Source organism: Salinivibrio socompensis S35 (assembly GCF_000513715.1).
Lineage (GTDB): Bacteria > Pseudomonadota > Gammaproteobacteria > Enterobacterales > Vibrionaceae > Salinivibrio > Salinivibrio socompensis.
This window is the reverse complement of the sequence record NZ_AQOD01000057.1, coordinates 1-17401: the sequence shown is the minus strand read 5'-3', so window position 1 is coordinate 17401 and position 17401 is coordinate 1. Positions and strand designations below refer to the sequence as shown.

The following is a 17401-nucleotide window of genomic DNA, read 5'->3' as shown; positions in this document are numbered from 1 at the left end:
AAAGCAGCAGCAGCCGGTGGTGCTGTGGTTTACGGGCTTATCAGGGTCGGGAAAGTCTACCATTGCCGGGACATTGGAAGCGGCCTTGGTGGCGGAAGGGCACCACACCTATTTATTGGATGGCGATAATATTCGCCACGGATTGTGTCGCGATTTAGGCTTTTCTGATCAGGACAGAGCGAGAATATTCGTCGGATTGGCGAAGTGGCTAAATTGATGACCGATGCCGGTCTTATCGTGCTCAGTGCCTTTATCTCACCGTTTCGCGCGGAGCGAGAGATGGTGCGCGAGCGTTTGCCTGAGGGGCAGTTTATTGAAGTCTTTGTCGATACCCCGCTGGCAGTGTGTGAGCAGCGCGATCCGAAAGGGCTCTACAAAAAGGCACGTGCCGGTGAGATCCCAGCGTTTACTGGGATTTCGTCCGACTACGAGCCACCGCAAACACCGGCTATTCACTTAAAAGGCGATCAGAGCATTGATGCGCATGTGGCGGCGTGTCTTGACGTGTTGCGCGATAGGGGGGTGCTGCGCACCTAAACCTGTCACGCATGAGTGTTGACGGTATCGCCCACGTCGCTGTGCATCTCAAAGCCTTCGGCGAGTAACGCACAAATAGCATGATGGTAGTCGGGGTGCACGCGTTTACCCACCAGTTTGGCCAGCTCATGGCCGGTGGGGCTAAAGCGGTAATAATAAAGGCGCATGCCTTTGTGTAACGGGGTGAGCATGTATTGGGTGTCTTGCAGTGTAAACGGCATCGCAGGCTGCATCTCAATGATCCCAGATTCTAGCTCGGTGCGCAGGATCAGCCCAAGTCCATCAGTAACATTAAGTCGGTATAAGAGAGCTGGTAATGGCCGAGTGAGAGTTTGTGTGGTGGCTCAGGGCGGAGCAGCTGCACCAACCTTGGCGGCGGCGAAAGCCAGTCACCAACTTTTTGGTGCTGTCTTGGCCAAAGGTACTCGAGAGGGCACACGCGCGTTGCAACGCTTGAGCCTCGCGCTGGGTCATGGTCTCTAAAAGGGTGAGCGCTTTGATCGAGGTATTTCCTGGACGTAACATCTCTTGTTTTAGGATCTTGGCCCAAAGCTGTTGCATCGCATGGCCGTGAATATTGCGTGCTAAGTCGAAAAAGCGCACCAGCCAGTCTGGATCAGGCGTTTGAGCCGTTTCACTGTGGCAACTTTCGTAGGTATGAGCAATGATCGCCTCGAGGTTGGCTTGTTGCTTTTGCATCACTTGGCGTTGACGATTCGCGCTGCGGTGGGCGAGATCCTCTTGCTCCACGTCTTGTAGGCGGGCATCAACTTGATACTCGCTCGCAATCGCTTTTAGTCGCCCTTTACTGCCACGTAGGTCGGCGTCTTCTTTATAGCTGTGATCTTGGTGCTGCCATTTCTCTGGGTGGGCGTCGACGACCACGGGTTTATCTGGCTCTGCCATGCGGTTCTCACACTAATTGTCAGCAAAATTTAATGCTGGCGAATATGTTAATTAATAATTAAATTTGTTAATATTATGGTATTAGTTATCAAGTGTAGGGATGCGTGTGCGAAGGCAAAAACCCAACGCCATCAATTTACTGCTGATCGCCGTTTATATTGGCACACTGGCGATATTGTCTCATTATATCGTCTGACAATATCGTCGGCGCCGATCGGGCTCACTGATTGATAGACATTTATCCGTCGTCGTAGTCGCTCAGCGCGGTGCCTTCTAGCACATATCCCACCTCTGCCAAGTCATGAATCACATGCTCTGTGTTGAGGGTGCCTTCAACATAAACCACATCCCATAGTGCTTGAATCGGCGCGCCATCGGCAAACTTTACGTAAATAATTTGATTAGGCGGCGGCGGTGGAACATGGATGCAGGCTCCGAGAAAGGGCACCAGCAAAAACTCGGTCACCACTTTATCGTCACCTTCTAATGGGATCACAAAGCCGGGAATTTTGACCTGACTATTATTGAGTTCAGGGCGTACCGATCCCACCAGGCTTTGCGGGTTCTCTGCGTCGTGACGGATGTCGGGCATGCCGCGGCGATCAAACTGGGCGCGTTCGTGCTCAGGGACCAAATCTATCCAATCCAGTGTTAATGGTTGGTTGTTCGCAATGGCAACATGCCCAACAAAGGCTGTCATGATTGCAATCAGACCAAGGGTTATGCGTTTTTTCATGGGTTACACCTTCATTGTCATGCCGTCGGACAGCGTTTGTTGATACGCGCGCCAAGCGGGAATTAAGCCGACCACGAGACCCGCGATCAACACGCCGACCATTAACATACATTCATAATAAGACGGCCAGTCGAGTGGTAAGAATAAGCCAAACTCACTGATAATATACGGCTGGGCGAGCGCGAGGCCGCCATAAAGCACCAGTACACCCAATACAATGCCGGCGACGGTGATGGCGACGGCCTCACTGACTAACAGCAGAATAATATGTACAGGCCGCGCGCCCATCGCCCGCAAAATGGCCATTTCTCGACGTCGTTCATTCAGGCTGGTCAATAGGCTGGAGAGCATTCCTAATAATCCTGCCACTGCGACAAACCCGGCGATCACCAATAGGGCTTGCTCGCCCACGCGCATCATTCCCCATAGCTCATGCAAAGCAATGCCGGGCATGATGGCGGTCAATGGCTCACGCGGATAAGTGTTGACCCAGCGTTGTACGGCAAAGGTTTTGATTTTGCTGTTTAGGCCGACCATCACTGCAGTGAGTTGCTCGGGCTGCAGCTCACGTTGCTGTGCTTGCGCTTGCGTGAGACCTTGGCCGAGCCGTGCGCCACTTTCCCAGCCGACATGAATTGCTTCAATCGCTTCGAGTGAAACATGCACACTGCGATCCACCGGCGTGCCGGTTGGCGCCAAAATACCGGTGACGGTAAAAGGTAAATTGTCGTGCTGGTTAAAGCTTTTATCGGCAAGCCCATGGGCAATCACCAGGTTATCGCCCATCTTGTACCCCAACGCTTTCGCGACCTGGGCGCCAATCACGGTATCAAATAATCCCGCAAATTGGCCGCCTTGGCGAAAGGCAAGTGGCTGCTTTTGTCCATATTGATAGTGGGTAAAGTAATCATTGCTCGTACCGACGACGCGAAAACCACGGTGAGAGTCGCCCAGTGATATAGGAATAGCCCAATTCACATCCGCGTGCTCGCGCAGGCGCTGGTAGCTATCCCAACCGATATTGTTGGTGGCATTGCCAATACGAAATACCGAGTAAAGCAGCAGATTGATAGAGCCGGAGCGGGCACCCACAATCAAATCTGTGTTGGAGATAGTATTTGCAAAGCTGGCTTTCGCTTGTGTGCGCACCTTTTCGACGCCGAGCAGCAGCACTACGGCGATGGTGACAGTTAGCAAGGAAAGCAGCGCGGTGGCACGGCGATTTTTAAGGCTTTGTCCTGCGAGCCCGAATAGCGAAATCATTGGCTGGCCTCCTCGTGATGCATGGCGCGATTGAGGGAGGGAAGCGACACATCACGATCAAAAGATCGAGCTAACTGACTGTCGTGACTGACAAATAATAAGCTGCTATTGCTCTCGCGACACCGGCCTTGAAGCAATCGAATAAAGGCATTACGGGTGTCGGCGTCGAGCGCAGAAGTGGGTTCGTCAGCAATGATTAACGCCGGCGCGCCAATCAGAGCTCGTGCTGCTGCCACCCGCTGCTGCTGGCCGATGCTCAGTGCGGTGACAGGCTGGTGATAGCAGTTTGCGGGTAAGCCCAAGCGGTCGAGTAGGGTGGCGGCCTCTTGATGAGGCGATTGATTGAGTGCTTGACGTCGCACGTTAGAAAAACGCAGCGGCACGGTGACGTTATTGAGCACGGACAAATACGGCAGTAGATTAAATTGCTGAAAAATATAACCTATATGATTGGCGCGGAATTGATCGCGCTGACGAGCGTTAAGTCGAGGCAGCGCTTGATGGTTGACGGTAAGTACGCCTGATTGCGGCGTATGAATGCCAGCAATCAGACTCAGCAAGGTTGATTTACCACTGCCACTTGGGCCTTTTAAAAAGACATGCTCGCCGTCATTGAGTGCAAACGCCTCGATATCAAGGATCGGTTGCGGCTGACCTGGCCAAGTAAAACGGAGTTGTTCGATGGTTATCATGCCTGACAGGGGCGCTGTATGCGCCCCGCCTCCTTTTTCACTACCACTGGATGTGCGACTTGGCACGGTTCAAGGTTTCTACCCAGACCTTATCATCAGTAAAGGCCTGAATTTTGATGGTGTCTGTGTTGGGAAATAGACTAAACCAATCAGTTTTCAATTCGGTGAATGCCTGTGGATTTTGGCAAACGAATTGATAGTTGGCGGACAGGGTATTGTGGTTACCGTGGTCATGATGCTCGTCGTGATCATGATGCTTGTCGTGATCATGATGCTTGTCGTGATCATGATGCTCGTCGTGGTCATGATGCCCGTCGTGATCATGATGCTTGTCGTGATCATGATGCTCGTCGTGGTCATGATGCCCGTCGTGGTCATGATGCTCGTCGTGGTCATGATGCTCGTCGTGATCATGATGCTTGTCGTGATCATGATGCCCGTCATGGTCATGATGTTCTTCGTGATCATCGTTCTCAGAAAAACTACTGGTGATATTGACATCAGCTAAGTGGCAATGAGCCGCCGCGGCGAGTTGGAATCGCTTTTCGCCATCACGCAGCAGGACGTAGGCATCGTCGAGCGCTTGGTGATCAGCGGCGTTTTGGGTTGGTGCTCAAAGCCGACCACATCATGCCCGGGGGCCGTCAATTCAATCAATACGCGCTCACCGTCTTGGGCAAGGCTTGCGGTCACTTCACCATGAACGTGAGCATCGAACGATTGGTAGATCGCCTCTTCGGCGAGTGTCGTCGCAGACGCTGTCGCGACCGCCATGGTGATAACGCAGGGTAACAAACGAGGTTTCATGAAGTCTCCTAGTGAATAAATGGTTTAAATAATGAAAGCATTTATCTCACTCGGTGGGGCGCGCGCCGAAAAGGAAAGGGTGGCATGATAAGCTCGCTGGGGGGGTGACCAGGCGATGATGGTGTTGACGACATCGATGGGCGTCGGTGTCGCGATACTGGACGCGAGTACGGCTGGTAAGACGAGGTGGCAGACACCACAGTGCTCACTGTGATGTGTTGGGGCTAGGGCATCGACTTGATGATGCGCCCACAGTCCGGCTTGGCTGATCACCAATACAAATAGCAGGTTGACGAGCACTCGCCGAATCATCCAGACATCCATGCGGTTATTGAGTAATGTGATAACATAACAATTGTGAGCGTGAACGCCAAGTCTGAAATAAAATCGCGGGCCTTTGCCCGCGACTTTATTATTGGTTTACCAGCTCTGCCACCAAGCTGAAAACTTGATTCACTTCATCCTCGCTCAGCTTGCCTTCTTTAACAAAACGCACCATACCTTTTTCGTCTAACACGGCAATCAACGCGCTTTCCTCTTTTAAGCGCCATGCTTTTGCGACACTGCCGTTTTCGTCTAGCACAATGGATGACCAGCTGAATTCACGTTTACTGTCTTCGGCCGATGATTTCACAAAGCCGCCAGTGCCCCACATGGCATCATCTTGATTGATGATGGTGGTGGTTTGATAGCGTGCATCGTCAAAATCCGCAGCGGTGATCGCGTCCATAAGAGGCGCGTTCATTTCTTTGGCGCTACTGCGTCCAGCAATCGCTTGGATCACCCGCACCTTGCCGGGTAATTGCTCCGTTTGCCAGTTGGCATACACGAGATCCTTGTCTTTTAGGGTCAGTTCACCGTGCTCGGTGACGCTTGCGGTGGGTAAAGGTGCACCATTTTGGATCGTATGCGCCCAACTGGTGCTGGCTAAGAGCGCGACGGAGAGCGTAAGTAGGGGGATTTTTTTCATTGTCTATCTTCCATGTTTGTTGTCGTGACTTGGCAGCAACGGCCAAGTCATCTATGGTTACGCCAGACGGTGAGTTGTGCCAAGTGTCAAAGGTTAATCCGTGCGCAAGATCAGACTTTTCTTCGTCGGTCGAACTCGCGCCTCAAAACGCATTTGTCTTAACCGGGAACTTCTTTTCGCAAGCAGGCTCTAATGCTGTGATTGCCATTATATTGAGATGGCACTTTGCTTGCTTAGTTAATAACGCGGAGACTGCCAGATAATCGTCTGCTCTCCATGGTAGTAACACTGTATTTACCGAGAACGGTGAACGCGCGTTGTTACTGTTTCGGTCTATTAATCAGACCTCGTAGAGAAAAAAAAGGGATCCCTATGCTTCGCATCTTTCGTCAATATCGACCAACCCAGATTGCGCGGTATGTGAAACGATTTTTTAAGGGCCGACTTTATATTGAAGGTGTCGGTGCGTTTGAGTTTGATGGTGGGCGTTTGCTGCCTCCAGGGCACAGTGATAAACGTGCGCTCTCGGTGATGACAGAGGTGAATAAAGAAATTAAAGCCATGGCCATCACTGCATAAAAACGCGCGATGTCAAAAAAAACACGTCCAATGACGTGTTTTTTTATCTCTGTATCTCTGCGCTTCGCGTCGCCAGATTATTGTGGCGGGAAGCACACGCCGGTGCCGCCGAGTCCACAATAGCCTTGCGGGTTTTTGTGTAGGTACTGCTGGTGGTCAGTTTCGGCTAAGAAGTAAGAGCCTGCGGGAGCGATCTCTGTAGTGACTGCATCCGACTTACCCGCTTTTTTCAAGGCGGTTTGATAGGCGGCAAGGCTGGCTTCTACCGTTGCTTGATCCGCCGGATCGCAATAATAAATCGCTGAGCGATATTGTGGGCCCACGTCATTACCTTGGCGCAGCCCTTGGGTTGGATCGTGGTTTTCCCAAAATGTCGTCAATAAAGCGTCTAGGCTGGTAACGCTAGGGTCAAAAATCACATTGACCACTTCCGCGTGCCTGTTTGGCCAGTGCAAACGTCTTGGTAGCGTGGGTGCTGAGTGCTCCCACCGCAGTAGCCGACAGAGGTCATGACCACACCTGATTGTTGCCAAAGTTTGCGCTCTGCTCCCCAAAAACAGCCCATGCCTAAAATGACCTGCTTCTGACCGTTAGCTGGGGTCGTTGTGATAGGTTGCCCAAACACGGCGTGTGGCTCGGAGGGCGTGATGGCGTCAGTACGATCCGCAATCGCATTGTCGGGTTGGTTGAAGGAAGATTGCATCGACATAAGCATCCTTTTACTGCTGTGATTAAAGCGTTATATGTTGTATGAAACCGCTTTGGGTGTGGACTGATGTGAATGGCGCTAGCATCAAGCCCAGTTCAACGCGTAATATGGCAAGATATCATCAATTTTGTTGAGCGGCACCCTAGTAATGGTTCTCATTGCATGAAGATACGTAGACGTTCCCTTATCGCGATCGCTTTTTTACTGCTGCCTCGTTGGGCAAGCGCTAACCTCGATGTTGAGATCCAAGGGCTAGAGGGGGAAGCGCAACAAAATGTAGACACCTATTTGGCGGCGATAGCGCCCGAAGAACGCGATGGCTCGTATCGGTTTAAGGCGCGTGTCGAGCGCGATGTCCGACAAGCACTCCAAGCAGTGGGTTACTACCAGCCTAAAATCACCCTGAATGATTCAGACGATGACACCCTTGTCGTGTCTATTGACCCTGGTCCTCCCGTTAAGGTGGCACAAGTCGATGTCGTCTTTACCGGTGAAGCAGCGATGGATGATGACTTTCATACGCTCAAAGCAAAAGGGCCGCAACCTGGTCATCGGCTCAACCACAGTGACTATGAATCACTCAAAAGTCAGATCCAGAGCTTAGCCGTGAAAAAAGGCTATTTTGATGGCCGTTTTACGCAAACACGGCTTGAAGTGGCGCCTGCACGCCAGCAAGCTTTTATTCGTCTGCACTTTGCTAGTGGCAAGCGTTATCATTTTGGCGCAATTCAATATCAAGGCTCTCAAATCCAACGCCAGCGACTTGATACGCTGCGAGACTTTTTCCCGGGGGATTTCTATCAAATTACTGCCTTGGGGGAGTTTAACCAAGCGTTGGCAAATACGGGCTGGTTTGCCAGTGCCTTAGTGCAGGCAGATATGGAACACGCTGAGGGCACGGAAGTGCCTATCACGGTCACGTTAAGCCCAGAAGCGCGGAACAAATTTGAAAATCGGACTCGGTTATTCCACCGATATTGGTCCTCGGCTTAAGCTCAACTGGCGCAAGCCTTGGTATAATTCGAGAGGGCATAGCCTGACCACATCACTGGCGATTTCTCAGCCAGAGCAAACCCTTACTTCTACCTATAAAGTACCTCTTGAAGATGTATCACGGGAATATTATCAGGTTCAGCTGGGGTTAAAAAATACAGACCAGCGTGATACCGCCAGTTTTGAAGCGACGACCTCTGTCTCCCGGCACTGGCTTTATGACACCGGCTGGCAGCGCAGTATATCGCTGCGTTGGCTGCACGAAAACTATACGCAGGGTCAAGATGAAGACATCGTCAGCGTGGTGCTTCCGGGGGTTAACGTGACTCGAACACGTACGCGTGGTGGATTGATGCCGCATTGGGGGGACAAACAGTCGTTGACTCTGGAGGCGGCCGATCCTGCGTGGCTTTCCGATATTAGCTTGCTTAGGCTTCAAGGCCGTAGTGCTTGGATCCGCAGTTTAAATAAAAATCATCGCGGATTATTCCGGGTCGATGGTGGCGCATTAATTTCCGAGGAGTTCAGTGAAGCACCGCCATCATTACGCTTTTTTGCCGGGGGGGATAACAGCATTCGTGGTTATGGCTATGAAACTGTCTCTCCAGTAGATGACAGCGGACAGCTTAGCGGGGCTCGTTATATGCTAACAGGCACCCTGGAGTACCAATACCGACTTGGTGGCAATTGGTGGTGGGCGGTATTTGCTGACGGCGGGGATGCTTGGACTAATCATTTATCATGGAAGCGCGCCGCCGGGATGGGCATTCGTTGGTCATCACCGGTCGGACCTATTCGACTTGATGTCGCCCATGGGTTTGATAATGACGATGATGATTTCCGTGTTCACCTGACGTTGGGGCCTGAATTATGAGCCGGTGGTTGGTCAGAATGACGTTTATCGTGTTAATCACGGTTTTTGTATTTGTCGGCTTGCTGTCGGCCACCCTATTTACGCCGATAGGATTACAAGTCGGTGTGTGGGGCGCGCAGAAAGCGCTACCCGCACTATCACTGGAACACGCCGAAGGCAGTTTGCTGACAGGCTTTGAGCTTCGTGGTCTTCAATATCATGATGAGCAAATCCAACTGGTGGCTAATAGGCTGGCGCTCAAGATTAAAGGTAAGTGCTTACTTACTCCGTCGGTCTGTGTTGATAAATTGGCGGCGGAAGGGGTAACGCTTGATCTTAATATTCCGCCAAGCGGTGACGATCCCTCCGAGGCGTCGTCCACATCGAGGATCCAATCGCCGTTACCGATACATGTTAGCGCGTTTGCATTCAATGATGTGGCGATTAAGGTGGCGGGGCAGACAATTGACTGGCAGCAACTCGAAGGCGGTGTGCATTTTGAGGGAGAGACCTTAACCTTATCGCCCACTGAATGGCAGCAGCTGGTGGTCAAGATTGCCTCGGGGGCGGATGAGCAAGCAAAGACCGACCATGCAGCTGGCAAACCTGATAGCGACGCGTCGAGTGCCCCCTTTCATTATTCAGGACTCAATTTACCCGCCATCCACGTGCCGCTAAATATCGACGTTGAGCAACTTAGTCTGCGCGATACCCGTATTGAGGCCGGCACCGTGCAAACTGTTTCTTCGTTAGATTTTGCGGGAGCGATTAAAGGCAGTGCGGTAACCATCGATGATTTCTCGGTAGCCGCACCGCAGGGCACGGCTCGTCTTTCTGGCGACATTTCGCTTAAAGGTGAGTACCCACTAACCTTACACGCGCAGTTAACCAAGACTCTGGCGCCGCTCCAAGGGCAGGCTTTGTTCCTATCGGCATCGGGGAGTTTGGCGACCTTGTCGCTGCGTGCCGAGGCAAATGGACCAGTGAATGCACAGCTTGATGGTAAGGCCAATATACTGGCGGCGGATTTACCTTTCTCGTTGCAACTCAATAGCGACCAGCTGGTATGGCCTCTAACCGGTGATCAAGTCGTGGCGTTGCACGGATTGCAACTCAACGCGAATGGCGGTTTATCCGATTATCAGCTGGGACTACAAAGTGAGGTCGACGGTCCTGAAGTCCCGAAAACTCAGCTGAGTCTTGCCGGGCAAGGTAGCCTCTCGGCGCTTAACCTTTCGCAGCTGGAGGCGAAAACACTCGGTGGCACCGTGCAGGACGCGCCAGCGTTGATTGGTCCGGTGTCCCTTTTTGGCAAGCCGAGTTAGGGTTTGCCCATATTCAGCCTCAGTTGCAATGGCCTGATATTAATGGCGATCTGGACGGGGGCGGTGAGCATCGTGGTCGTTTAACACCGCAAGGTGGCTGGGAGGTATCTATGCCCACCTTGGTTGTCCATGGCGCGCTTCAGCAATTACCGCTTTCAGTTTCCGGCGCATTCAATGCGCATGACCGTGATGGCGATGGGCAGCCTAGCATTTCTACCTCTGGCCTGACGCTATCCCATGGCCCTAATCATCTTACTGCACAAGGAAAAGTGCGTGACGAGTGGCAAATGGGGCTGTCAGTCGATATTGCCGACCTGTCTCAATCATTACCCATGTTAACCGGTGTAATTCGCGGCGATGTGCGTCTGGGCGGACCGTTTGCCCATCCCAACGCTAAACTGGCCATCCATGCCAAGCAGTTGCGCTGGCAAGATCTCCACATCAATCAGCTCACCTTGGACGGTGAGCTCGCTTTAAAGGATACGTTAGGTGGCAATCTGAATGTGTCTGTGTTGGGCGGACGTTATCAAACACTGCGTTTCGATCACTTAGATCTGGCAGTTCGCGGCGATGAAGCCGAGCATCAACTGGATTTGCGTTGGCAAGGCACTCCAGCTTCTGGCGCGTTGAGCATTCAAGGTGCTTGGCGCGAGAGACGGGGTGGCGAGGGCAATTGCTCGATACTCAAGTGAGTGTCGAAGACATTGGCGACATTGTGCAGCAAACCGCGGCGCCCATAGCGTTTACTTTTGCCGACAAGCAAACCCAGGTTGGTGAGCATTGCTGGCAGTGGCAAGCCACTTCTTTGTGCTTATCACAACCGGCACACATTGGTGAGCAAGGGGAGGTCGTTGCCAAGATTGAAGGTTTTGACGCCAAGCAAATCGCGGCGTTCATGCCGCCGGAATGGCAAGTTGAAACACGTGCCAATGCAGCGGTTCATGCACGCTGGCAGCCTGACGCTTCGCCAGATGTGCGCGCCTCGATTGATATCGCCGACGGTGCAATGAGTCAGCAAGCAGAGAGGCCGCTGGTGATTGACTGGCAACACGCGAACGTCGATGTAAGGTGGCAGAATGATCAATTACAAGGCGCGCTTGCATTGACGTTGGAGGACGGCGGCACCCTGGCGTCTGGCTTTACCTTAACGGACTTACTGACTCCGACACGAGCAATCACTGGCGACCTTACCGTGACGGCCGTGCAATTAGCCAAGCTTGAGCCGTTGCTCGGGAACGATAAACAAGCGGATATGAACGGTGAAGTGAATGCGAATTTGCGCATTGAAGGTCCGCTGACGTTGCCGCAAGTGTATGGTGGCATCACGGTCAGTGCACTGAGGGTGAAAGGGTTATCGTCACCGGTGGATGTGGATAACGGGAAACTGGCACTGACCCTCGATGGGCAACAAGGGCGACTCAACGGGGAGCTAGTGACGCCCGATGGATCCTTGGCCCTAAAGGGAAGTGGCCAATGGCCCCGTATTGATGATTGGCAGTTTGGTTTGAATGTGTCAGGTGACACGTTGCGCGTTAATGTTCCCCCGATGGTGCGGCTCGATGTGGCGCCTGATCTTACCGTTTCTGCGACGCCGGATCAGGTCGCGATTCGTGGTGATATTCATGTACCTTGGGGCCGGATAGAAGTTGAAAACTTACCGGCGTCGGCGGTAACGGTTTCCGACGACACCGTGCTGTTGAACCAAAATTATACGCCAGAAAGCGCGGAACAAGACGAGCCGATACCGTTTAACCTGGTAACTGATGTGACGTTAGCTTGGGGGATGACGTCAGCCTCGCGGCCTTTGGTTTGAAATCGCGCTTGTCCGGTGAACTGAATATCAAAAACAACCCGCAAGGTGTATTAATTGTGGGGAATGTCAGCTTACTGGACGGGACGTATCGCTCGTTCGGACAAGACTTGATTATCCGTAAAGGGGAAATATTGTTTAATGGCCCCGCCGACCAACCCTATCTGCAAGTGGAAGCGATCCGTAATCCAGAGCGAATCGAGGGGGATATAGTCGCAGGGATCCGCTTGAGTGGCCCCGCCGATGATCCGGTCGCGGATATATTTATGGATCCGGCCGGTTCGCAGGCCAATGCTTTGTCTTATCTGTTACGTGGACGCGCCTTGGATGCGGGCGCCGGTGATGCCAACATGACCTCGATGCTGATTGGTATTGGTTTAGCGCAAAGCGGAAAATTGGTAGGAGAAATCGGCCAGGCCTTTGGTGTTGAGGATCTCACGTTAGATACCGCGGGCGCCGGCGATGAGCAAAAGGTTGAAGTGTCAGGCTATATTTTACCGGATTTGGAGGTGAAATATGGGGTAGGGATCTTTGATGCGATTGGGGTGTTTACTGTGCGCTATCGTTTAATGAAAGATCTTTACCTAGAAGCGGTGTCGGGAGTTGATCAAGCGGTCGATGTGCTTTATCAATTTGAAATAAAATAGACGAATGACGAGTTTTACCTTTCAGCAAATGCGTCTGGCGCTGGTTTTGCTGTATACCAAAGGTGATGAAGTGAACGTTTTGCGAATCGCTTTGAGTCTTTATTCCCCAAGCAACTTTTTGCTCAGCTTTGGCAACTTCTTGCTTGATGCGAGCAAAAAGTTGCCAAGCTAATGGCTAACAACCTGTAAAATAAGAAAATAATAATTGGCACGCTTTTCGCACTATAAGCATTGCCACAGTTAAATGGGCTGTGCTTAATGATTAAACGTTTATAGGAGCGATTATGCCAACGCCATGTTATATCTCGATTGAAGGTGAAACCCAGGGACTGATTACTGCCGGTGCGTGTACCGCTGATTCAATTGGTGATGCGTTTGTTGAAGGCCACGAAGATGAAATGCTGGTACAGCAGTTTAACCACAATGTGACGGTTCCCACTGACCCACAGTCTGGCCAGCCCTCCGGCCAGCGCGTTCACAAGCCATTCAAATTCACCGTCGCGCTCAACAAAGCGGTGCCTCTGCTTTATAACGCGCTGTCTTCAGGTGAGAAAATGTCTACCGTCGAACTGAAGTGGTATCGCACTTCGATTGAAGGTAAACAAGAAAACTTCTTTACCACCAAGCTGGAAAGCGCCTCTATCGTGGACATCCACTGTGAAATGCCACACTGCCAAGATCCTGCCAAGTCTGACTTTACCCAGAACCTCACGGTGTCGATGTCATACCGTAAAGTTATCTGGGAGCACGTTAATGCGGGTACCTCTGGCTCAGACGACTGGCGCAAGCCTATCGAAGCCTAATCCTTATTGTTTAATGAGGATAAAACAGCCTGCCCACTGGGCGGGCTGTGTCGCGTTCAGTTTTGTGCCCATAAAGCGCATGGACTTGTCTTGAGAAAAAGGAAAGGTCAAAGATGGCAACACTTCACTATACACTCAGTATCAAAGGCCTATCGGATGATTGCTTTGTCGTGAGAAGCTTTGAGGGCCAGGAGGTCCTCTCTGATGATAACCGCGTTGCTGTCGGTTGCCATGGCTTTCGCTACGATATTGAGTTGGCAAGCCGACATACCGACCTAAAACCGGAGCAAGTCATTGATGCAACGGCAGTACTCACCCTCTACCGCAATGGTGAGGTGGCGCAGCGCTGCCAGGGTGTTGTAAAGCGCTTCACTCAAGGCGATATTGGTCATCACCATACCTTTTACTCGCTCACCATTGTGCCTGCTCTCGAGCGACTTGCACTTCGTCATAACAGCCGTATTTTTCAGCATAAAACGGTAGAGGACATCATTACTGAGCTATTGCTGGAAATGGGCGTTGAAGACCACCGGTTTTCACTGTCTCGAAAACTCGAAGAGCGAGAGTTCTGTGTCCAGTACCGGGAAACGGATTTAGCCTTTATCGAGCGTCTCGCCGCCGAAGAAGGCTTGATTTATGCTTTTGAACACCGCCAAGACAAGCACATGCTCATCTTTTGTGATGACAACAGCGCACTGACCGCCCTCGAAGCCCCGATCATTTATAACAACACCGCGGGTGGTGAAGCCGATACGCCCTATGTTTGGTCTTTCACCAAGCAAACCCAAACCGCGGTGTCTGATGTGTACCTCACAGACTATAGCTTCAAAAAACCCGCCTACAGCTTAWTGCAACAACAGGTCGGTGATGATATGGCCTACCAACGGCAAACGTATCAGCATTTTGATGCGCCAGGCCGCTATAAAGATGATGCCAATGGTCGCGCATACAGCCAAGCAAGGCTCGATTATTTACGCCGCGATGCGCGTCTAGCAACCGGGCAAAGCAATCAACCGTTGCTGCGTGCAGGTACTAAGTTCACACTCAGTGAGCACTTAGCGGCTGAAATGAACGCCGATTGGTTGGTGGTCTCTATCACGCGCAAAGGCGAGCAACCCCAAGCGCTAGAAGAAGCTGGCAGCACAGGGCAAACCACCTATTCTAACCAATTTAAAGTCGTGCCTGTCTCCACGCCTTGGCGGGCGACGCCACAGCCTAAACCTCAGGTTGATGGGCCAATGATGGCCACGGTAGTGGGCCCTGAAGGTGAAGAAATCTTCTGTGATGAGCATGGGCGGGTGAAGGTCCACTTCCCTTGGGATAGAGAATCAGAAAAGGATGAGCACAGCTCGTGCTGGGTGCGCGTGTCGCAAGGCTGGGCCGGCGCGCAGTATGGCTTTATGGCCATCCCGCGTATTGGCCATGAAGTGATTGTGTCGTTCTTAAACGGCGATCCTGACCAGCCCATCATTACCGGGCGTACTTACCACGCTACCAATACGCCGCCGTATCCACTGCCTCAGCATAAAACCAAAACCGTGTGGCGCAGTGACAGCCATCAAGGGGAAGGCTACAACGAGCTGAGTTTTGAAGACCAAGCCGACAGTGAGCGTGTGTACCTAAAAGCACAAAAAGACAATCAAGTCGAGGTGGGGAATTCACAGCATATTCGCGTTAATTATGACCATAAGCTCGATATTGGCCATGATGAAAACCACGTGGTCGCCAACGATAGAACGTTAACCGTTGAAGGGGCGCAATCGCATGCCACGAAAGGCAACCACGTGAGTGAGATCAACGGTGATAAGCACCAACAAGTCGATGGCGACTGGGCGGCAAACGTGGCGAGTGCGATTGGCTTTAATGCCGACGGCGATATCACTATTAAAAGCGGCGCCAAAATCACCCTGCAAGTGGGGGGCAGCTTTGTGGTGATTGATAGCAGTGGTGTGGCCATTGATGGAGCGCAAATCTTGCTAAAGTCAGGCGGCTCACCGGGTGGCATTCCTCTACCTTCCAGTCCGGCAACCCTCAGTGCCGCGGCAGCCGAGGGCAGTGCGTTTGTTGCCAATTGTCCACCGAGTGAGGGCTAAGCCATGAATGAGTATCGCTATGCGGTGGTTGACCGTGCGGTGGTGACCCACATCCTCACCTTGGCCGAAGAGCACGATGCGGACGCTTGGTGTGTCTTTCTGCCTCCAGTGGATGATGCTTTTGCCCAGGTTGCCCCTTATTTGGTCGAGCTATCCCCAGCGCTTGAGGACCACCTGCAAGCGCGCCGTGAGCCATGGGGATTTGCCTTTACCACCGAGCAACCAGCGAAGGTTGTGCTCAACCACCTAAGAGCCTTGCTCTCGGTGTACAAAGAAGGCAATCCGACCCCCACTTTCTGTCGCTACTACGATCCGCGGATCATTTGGGCGCTGTTAGATGCGTGCAAGGTGCCGCAGCAGTACTATGTGTTTGGGCCGATAAAAGCAATACGGACTTGGTACCCACAGGCGCGTGAGATGGCGCTCACGCCCATTAAAGTACATCGTCCGCTGACCGAGTTGGTCTTATCTGACAAGCAATATCAAGCAGTGCTCGACCAGTGCTTGGTTAACCTCAAGCAAGATGTACAAGAGATATTACAGGCGCTGCCCACACCTGCCTCAGACGGTGACCCAGACAGAGGCGTATTCGCCGATACCCTAGTGACGCAATTAACCCAATGGGGCGTCACCGTCGTGACCGATATCAAAACCATCGCGTCCTTGTGTGTCTCACACAATGTTTCAGATTGGGAGGCCTTGCCCGCCACATGGCATGCCGAGCTCTCTCATTCCCAACTACCTGGCAGCTACCGCGTGAAAACATTGGTAGCTAAATTAGGAGGCCAACATGAGCTGTAATCATCCCCCCGGCGAGGCGTGTCATTGCAATCGTACCGAGCTCTTGCCTGATTGGTTATGCGGTGACCGCGGGCGATAGCACACAACAATATCGTGGTGGCGAAGTGATAGGCGAGCCAGTTGTGGTGATTGATGAAGGCGAGGGCGCCGAGATTGATATCACCATTGAGGGCAGTTGCCAAGACGCAAAACCGACCTGTCCGAACGGCTATGTGACCGACAATGACGTCTTTGCGAAAGACCTGGCCGTGGGACAAAACAGCGAGATCACCGTGCATGGCCCAGATACCGAGGCGCATACGTTGTGGGATGCCTTAATGTTGATGCTGGCGGAAGACGCACAAAATGTGCTGCCTCATAAAACCTATCAGGTGTGTGTGACGCAATGTGATGGCCAGCCACAAGAAGAAACCCACCTTATCTATGACATACCCTTGATTGGTAGCATTGCCAAAGCCATCGTCGGTGTACTATCGAATGACAGCCTGTCTTTTAAGGTTTATCCCAAAGTCGTACTAAAAAGTGAACTAACGCTGTCCTACAAAAAAGAGACAGAAGAAAAATCGGATGAAGAGCGTTATGACGAGCGCACCGCGCGGTACGAGGAATATCTCAGAAACGGCGGCGCGGAAACGCATCATCGCACCGAGATCCCCAAGCATGAAATTAAAGAGAAATTTTCGCTGGAGGGAAGTCTCTCGATCAAAGAAGGCAGCACGGAAACGAAGTTTGGCACGGGGTTAACGTACGAAAATAGCAACTTCTTACATACGCGTGACGTGCAAGATGAATTTGAAAATATACGCGACCAATTAAAACTCATCTCCAGCATTATCGACACCGTCGGCATGATCAAGTCAGGCATGTATAAAGATGC

The 17401-nt window shown here is 52.0% G+C and carries 15 protein-coding genes and 5 pseudogenes; 11 read left to right on the top strand and 9 right to left on the bottom strand.

All coding sequences use genetic code 11. The features are described from left to right. Positions 1-537: pseudogene (gene cysC, locus DZ54_RS19910) on the top strand (adenylyl-sulfate kinase); the annotation flags it as partial. A 5-nt stretch (positions 538-542) separates the two neighbouring features. On the opposite strand, the gene DZ54_RS26690 reads toward cysC, so the two are convergent. From DZ54_RS26690 to DZ54_RS0107325, 5 genes are all read right to left on the bottom strand, one after another. Beyond that, positions 543-758: a DUF2806 domain-containing protein gene (locus tag DZ54_RS26690; protein WP_338057044.1), complete on the bottom strand. Its 216-nt coding sequence runs from the start codon at positions 756-758 to the stop codon at positions 543-545. Positions 759-828: 70 nt separating this feature from the next. Next, a complete protein-coding gene (locus DZ54_RS19905; RefSeq protein ID WP_276201990.1) occupies positions 829-1443 on the bottom strand; it encodes a TIGR03899 family protein in 615 nt (204 codons plus the stop codon). Positions 1444-1681: 238 nt separating this feature from the next. Continuing rightward, on the bottom strand, positions 1682-2179 hold the full coding sequence (locus DZ54_RS0107335; protein ID WP_025673605.1) for a DUF3299 domain-containing protein: 498 nt from the start codon (positions 2177-2179) through the stop codon (positions 1682-1684). Positions 2180-2182: 3 nt separating this feature from the next. Further along, positions 2183-3442, bottom strand: coding sequence for an ABC transporter permease (locus DZ54_RS0107330; RefSeq protein WP_025673604.1), 1260 nt, complete (start codon positions 3440-3442; stop codon positions 2183-2185). After that, complete coding sequence (locus DZ54_RS0107325; RefSeq protein ID WP_025673603.1) at positions 3439-4134, bottom strand: ABC transporter ATP-binding protein; 696 nt, start codon at positions 4132-4134, stop codon at positions 3439-3441. Before DZ54_RS0107325 ends, DZ54_RS0107330 begins: the two co-directional genes overlap by 4 nt. A gap of 193 nt (positions 4135-4327) precedes the next feature. On the opposite strand from DZ54_RS0107325, the gene DZ54_RS27120 reads away from it, so the two are divergent. Then, on the top strand, positions 4328-4642 hold the full coding sequence (locus tag DZ54_RS27120; RefSeq protein WP_338057043.1) for a hypothetical protein: 315 nt from the start codon (positions 4328-4330) through the stop codon (positions 4640-4642). Here DZ54_RS27120 and DZ54_RS23405 read toward each other — a convergent pair. The 3 genes from DZ54_RS23405 to DZ54_RS0107305 all read right to left on the bottom strand — a co-directional run bounded on the left by DZ54_RS23405 (position 4639) and on the right by DZ54_RS0107305 (position 5911). Beyond that, a complete protein-coding gene (locus tag DZ54_RS23405) occupies positions 4639-4941 on the bottom strand; it encodes a ZrgA family zinc uptake protein (RefSeq protein WP_025673601.1) in 303 nt (100 codons plus the stop codon). The genes DZ54_RS27120 and DZ54_RS23405 overlap by 4 nt on opposite strands. 24 nt (positions 4942-4965) lie before the next feature. Further along, on the bottom strand, positions 4966-5265 hold the full coding sequence (locus DZ54_RS0107310; protein ID WP_037353875.1) for a hypothetical protein: 300 nt from the start codon (positions 5263-5265) through the stop codon (positions 4966-4968). Positions 5266-5353: 88 nt separating this feature from the next. Next, complete coding sequence (locus tag DZ54_RS0107305; protein WP_025673599.1) at positions 5354-5911, bottom strand: YtfJ family protein; 558 nt, start codon at positions 5909-5911, stop codon at positions 5354-5356. Between the two features lie 372 nt (positions 5912-6283). On the opposite strand from DZ54_RS0107305, the gene DZ54_RS0107300 reads away from it, so the two are divergent. Continuing rightward, positions 6284-6490, top strand: a complete 207-nt coding sequence (locus tag DZ54_RS0107300; RefSeq protein ID WP_025673598.1) for a DUF1107 domain-containing protein — start codon at positions 6284-6286, stop codon at positions 6488-6490. Between the two features lie 77 nt (positions 6491-6567). Here DZ54_RS0107300 and msrA read toward each other — a convergent pair. Continuing rightward, a pseudogene (msrA, locus tag DZ54_RS19895) lies at positions 6568-7199 on the bottom strand (peptide-methionine (S)-S-oxide reductase MsrA). A 162-nt stretch (positions 7200-7361) separates the two neighbouring features. Here msrA and tamA point away from each other — a divergent pair. The 8 genes and pseudogenes from tamA to DZ54_RS0107245 all read left to right on the top strand — a co-directional run. Further along, a pseudogene (gene tamA, locus DZ54_RS19890) lies at positions 7362-9066 on the top strand (autotransporter assembly complex protein TamA). A gap of 17 nt (positions 9067-9083) precedes the next feature. Continuing rightward, positions 9084-10370 (top strand): translocation/assembly module TamB domain-containing protein, encoded by a 1287-nt coding sequence (locus DZ54_RS23400; RefSeq protein ID WP_025673597.1) that lies wholly within the window; start codon positions 9084-9086, stop codon positions 10368-10370. Positions 10371-10393: 23 nt separating this feature from the next. Then, the gene (locus tag DZ54_RS23395) at positions 10394-11062 is read left to right on the top strand and encodes a hypothetical protein (RefSeq protein ID WP_025673596.1); all 669 of its coding nucleotides are present in this window, start codon (positions 10394-10396) and stop codon (positions 11060-11062) included. Between the two features lie 203 nt (positions 11063-11265). Beyond that, positions 11266-12827: pseudogene (locus tag DZ54_RS27415) on the top strand (translocation/assembly module TamB domain-containing protein). Between the two features lie 284 nt (positions 12828-13111). Beyond that, complete coding sequence (locus DZ54_RS0107260) at positions 13112-13630, top strand: Hcp family type VI secretion system effector (RefSeq protein ID WP_025673593.1); 519 nt, start codon at positions 13112-13114, stop codon at positions 13628-13630. Between the two features lie 113 nt (positions 13631-13743). Beyond that, entirely contained in the window at positions 13744-15723 is a 1980-nt protein-coding gene (locus DZ54_RS0107255) for a type VI secretion system Vgr family protein (RefSeq protein WP_025673592.1), read from the top strand. A 3-nt stretch (positions 15724-15726) separates the two neighbouring features. Beyond that, positions 15727-16524 (top strand): DUF4123 domain-containing protein, encoded by a 798-nt coding sequence (locus tag DZ54_RS0107250; protein WP_025673591.1) that lies wholly within the window; start codon positions 15727-15729, stop codon positions 16522-16524. Positions 16525-16586: 62 nt separating this feature from the next. Beyond that, positions 16587-17401: pseudogene (locus DZ54_RS0107245) on the top strand (hypothetical protein); the annotation flags it as partial.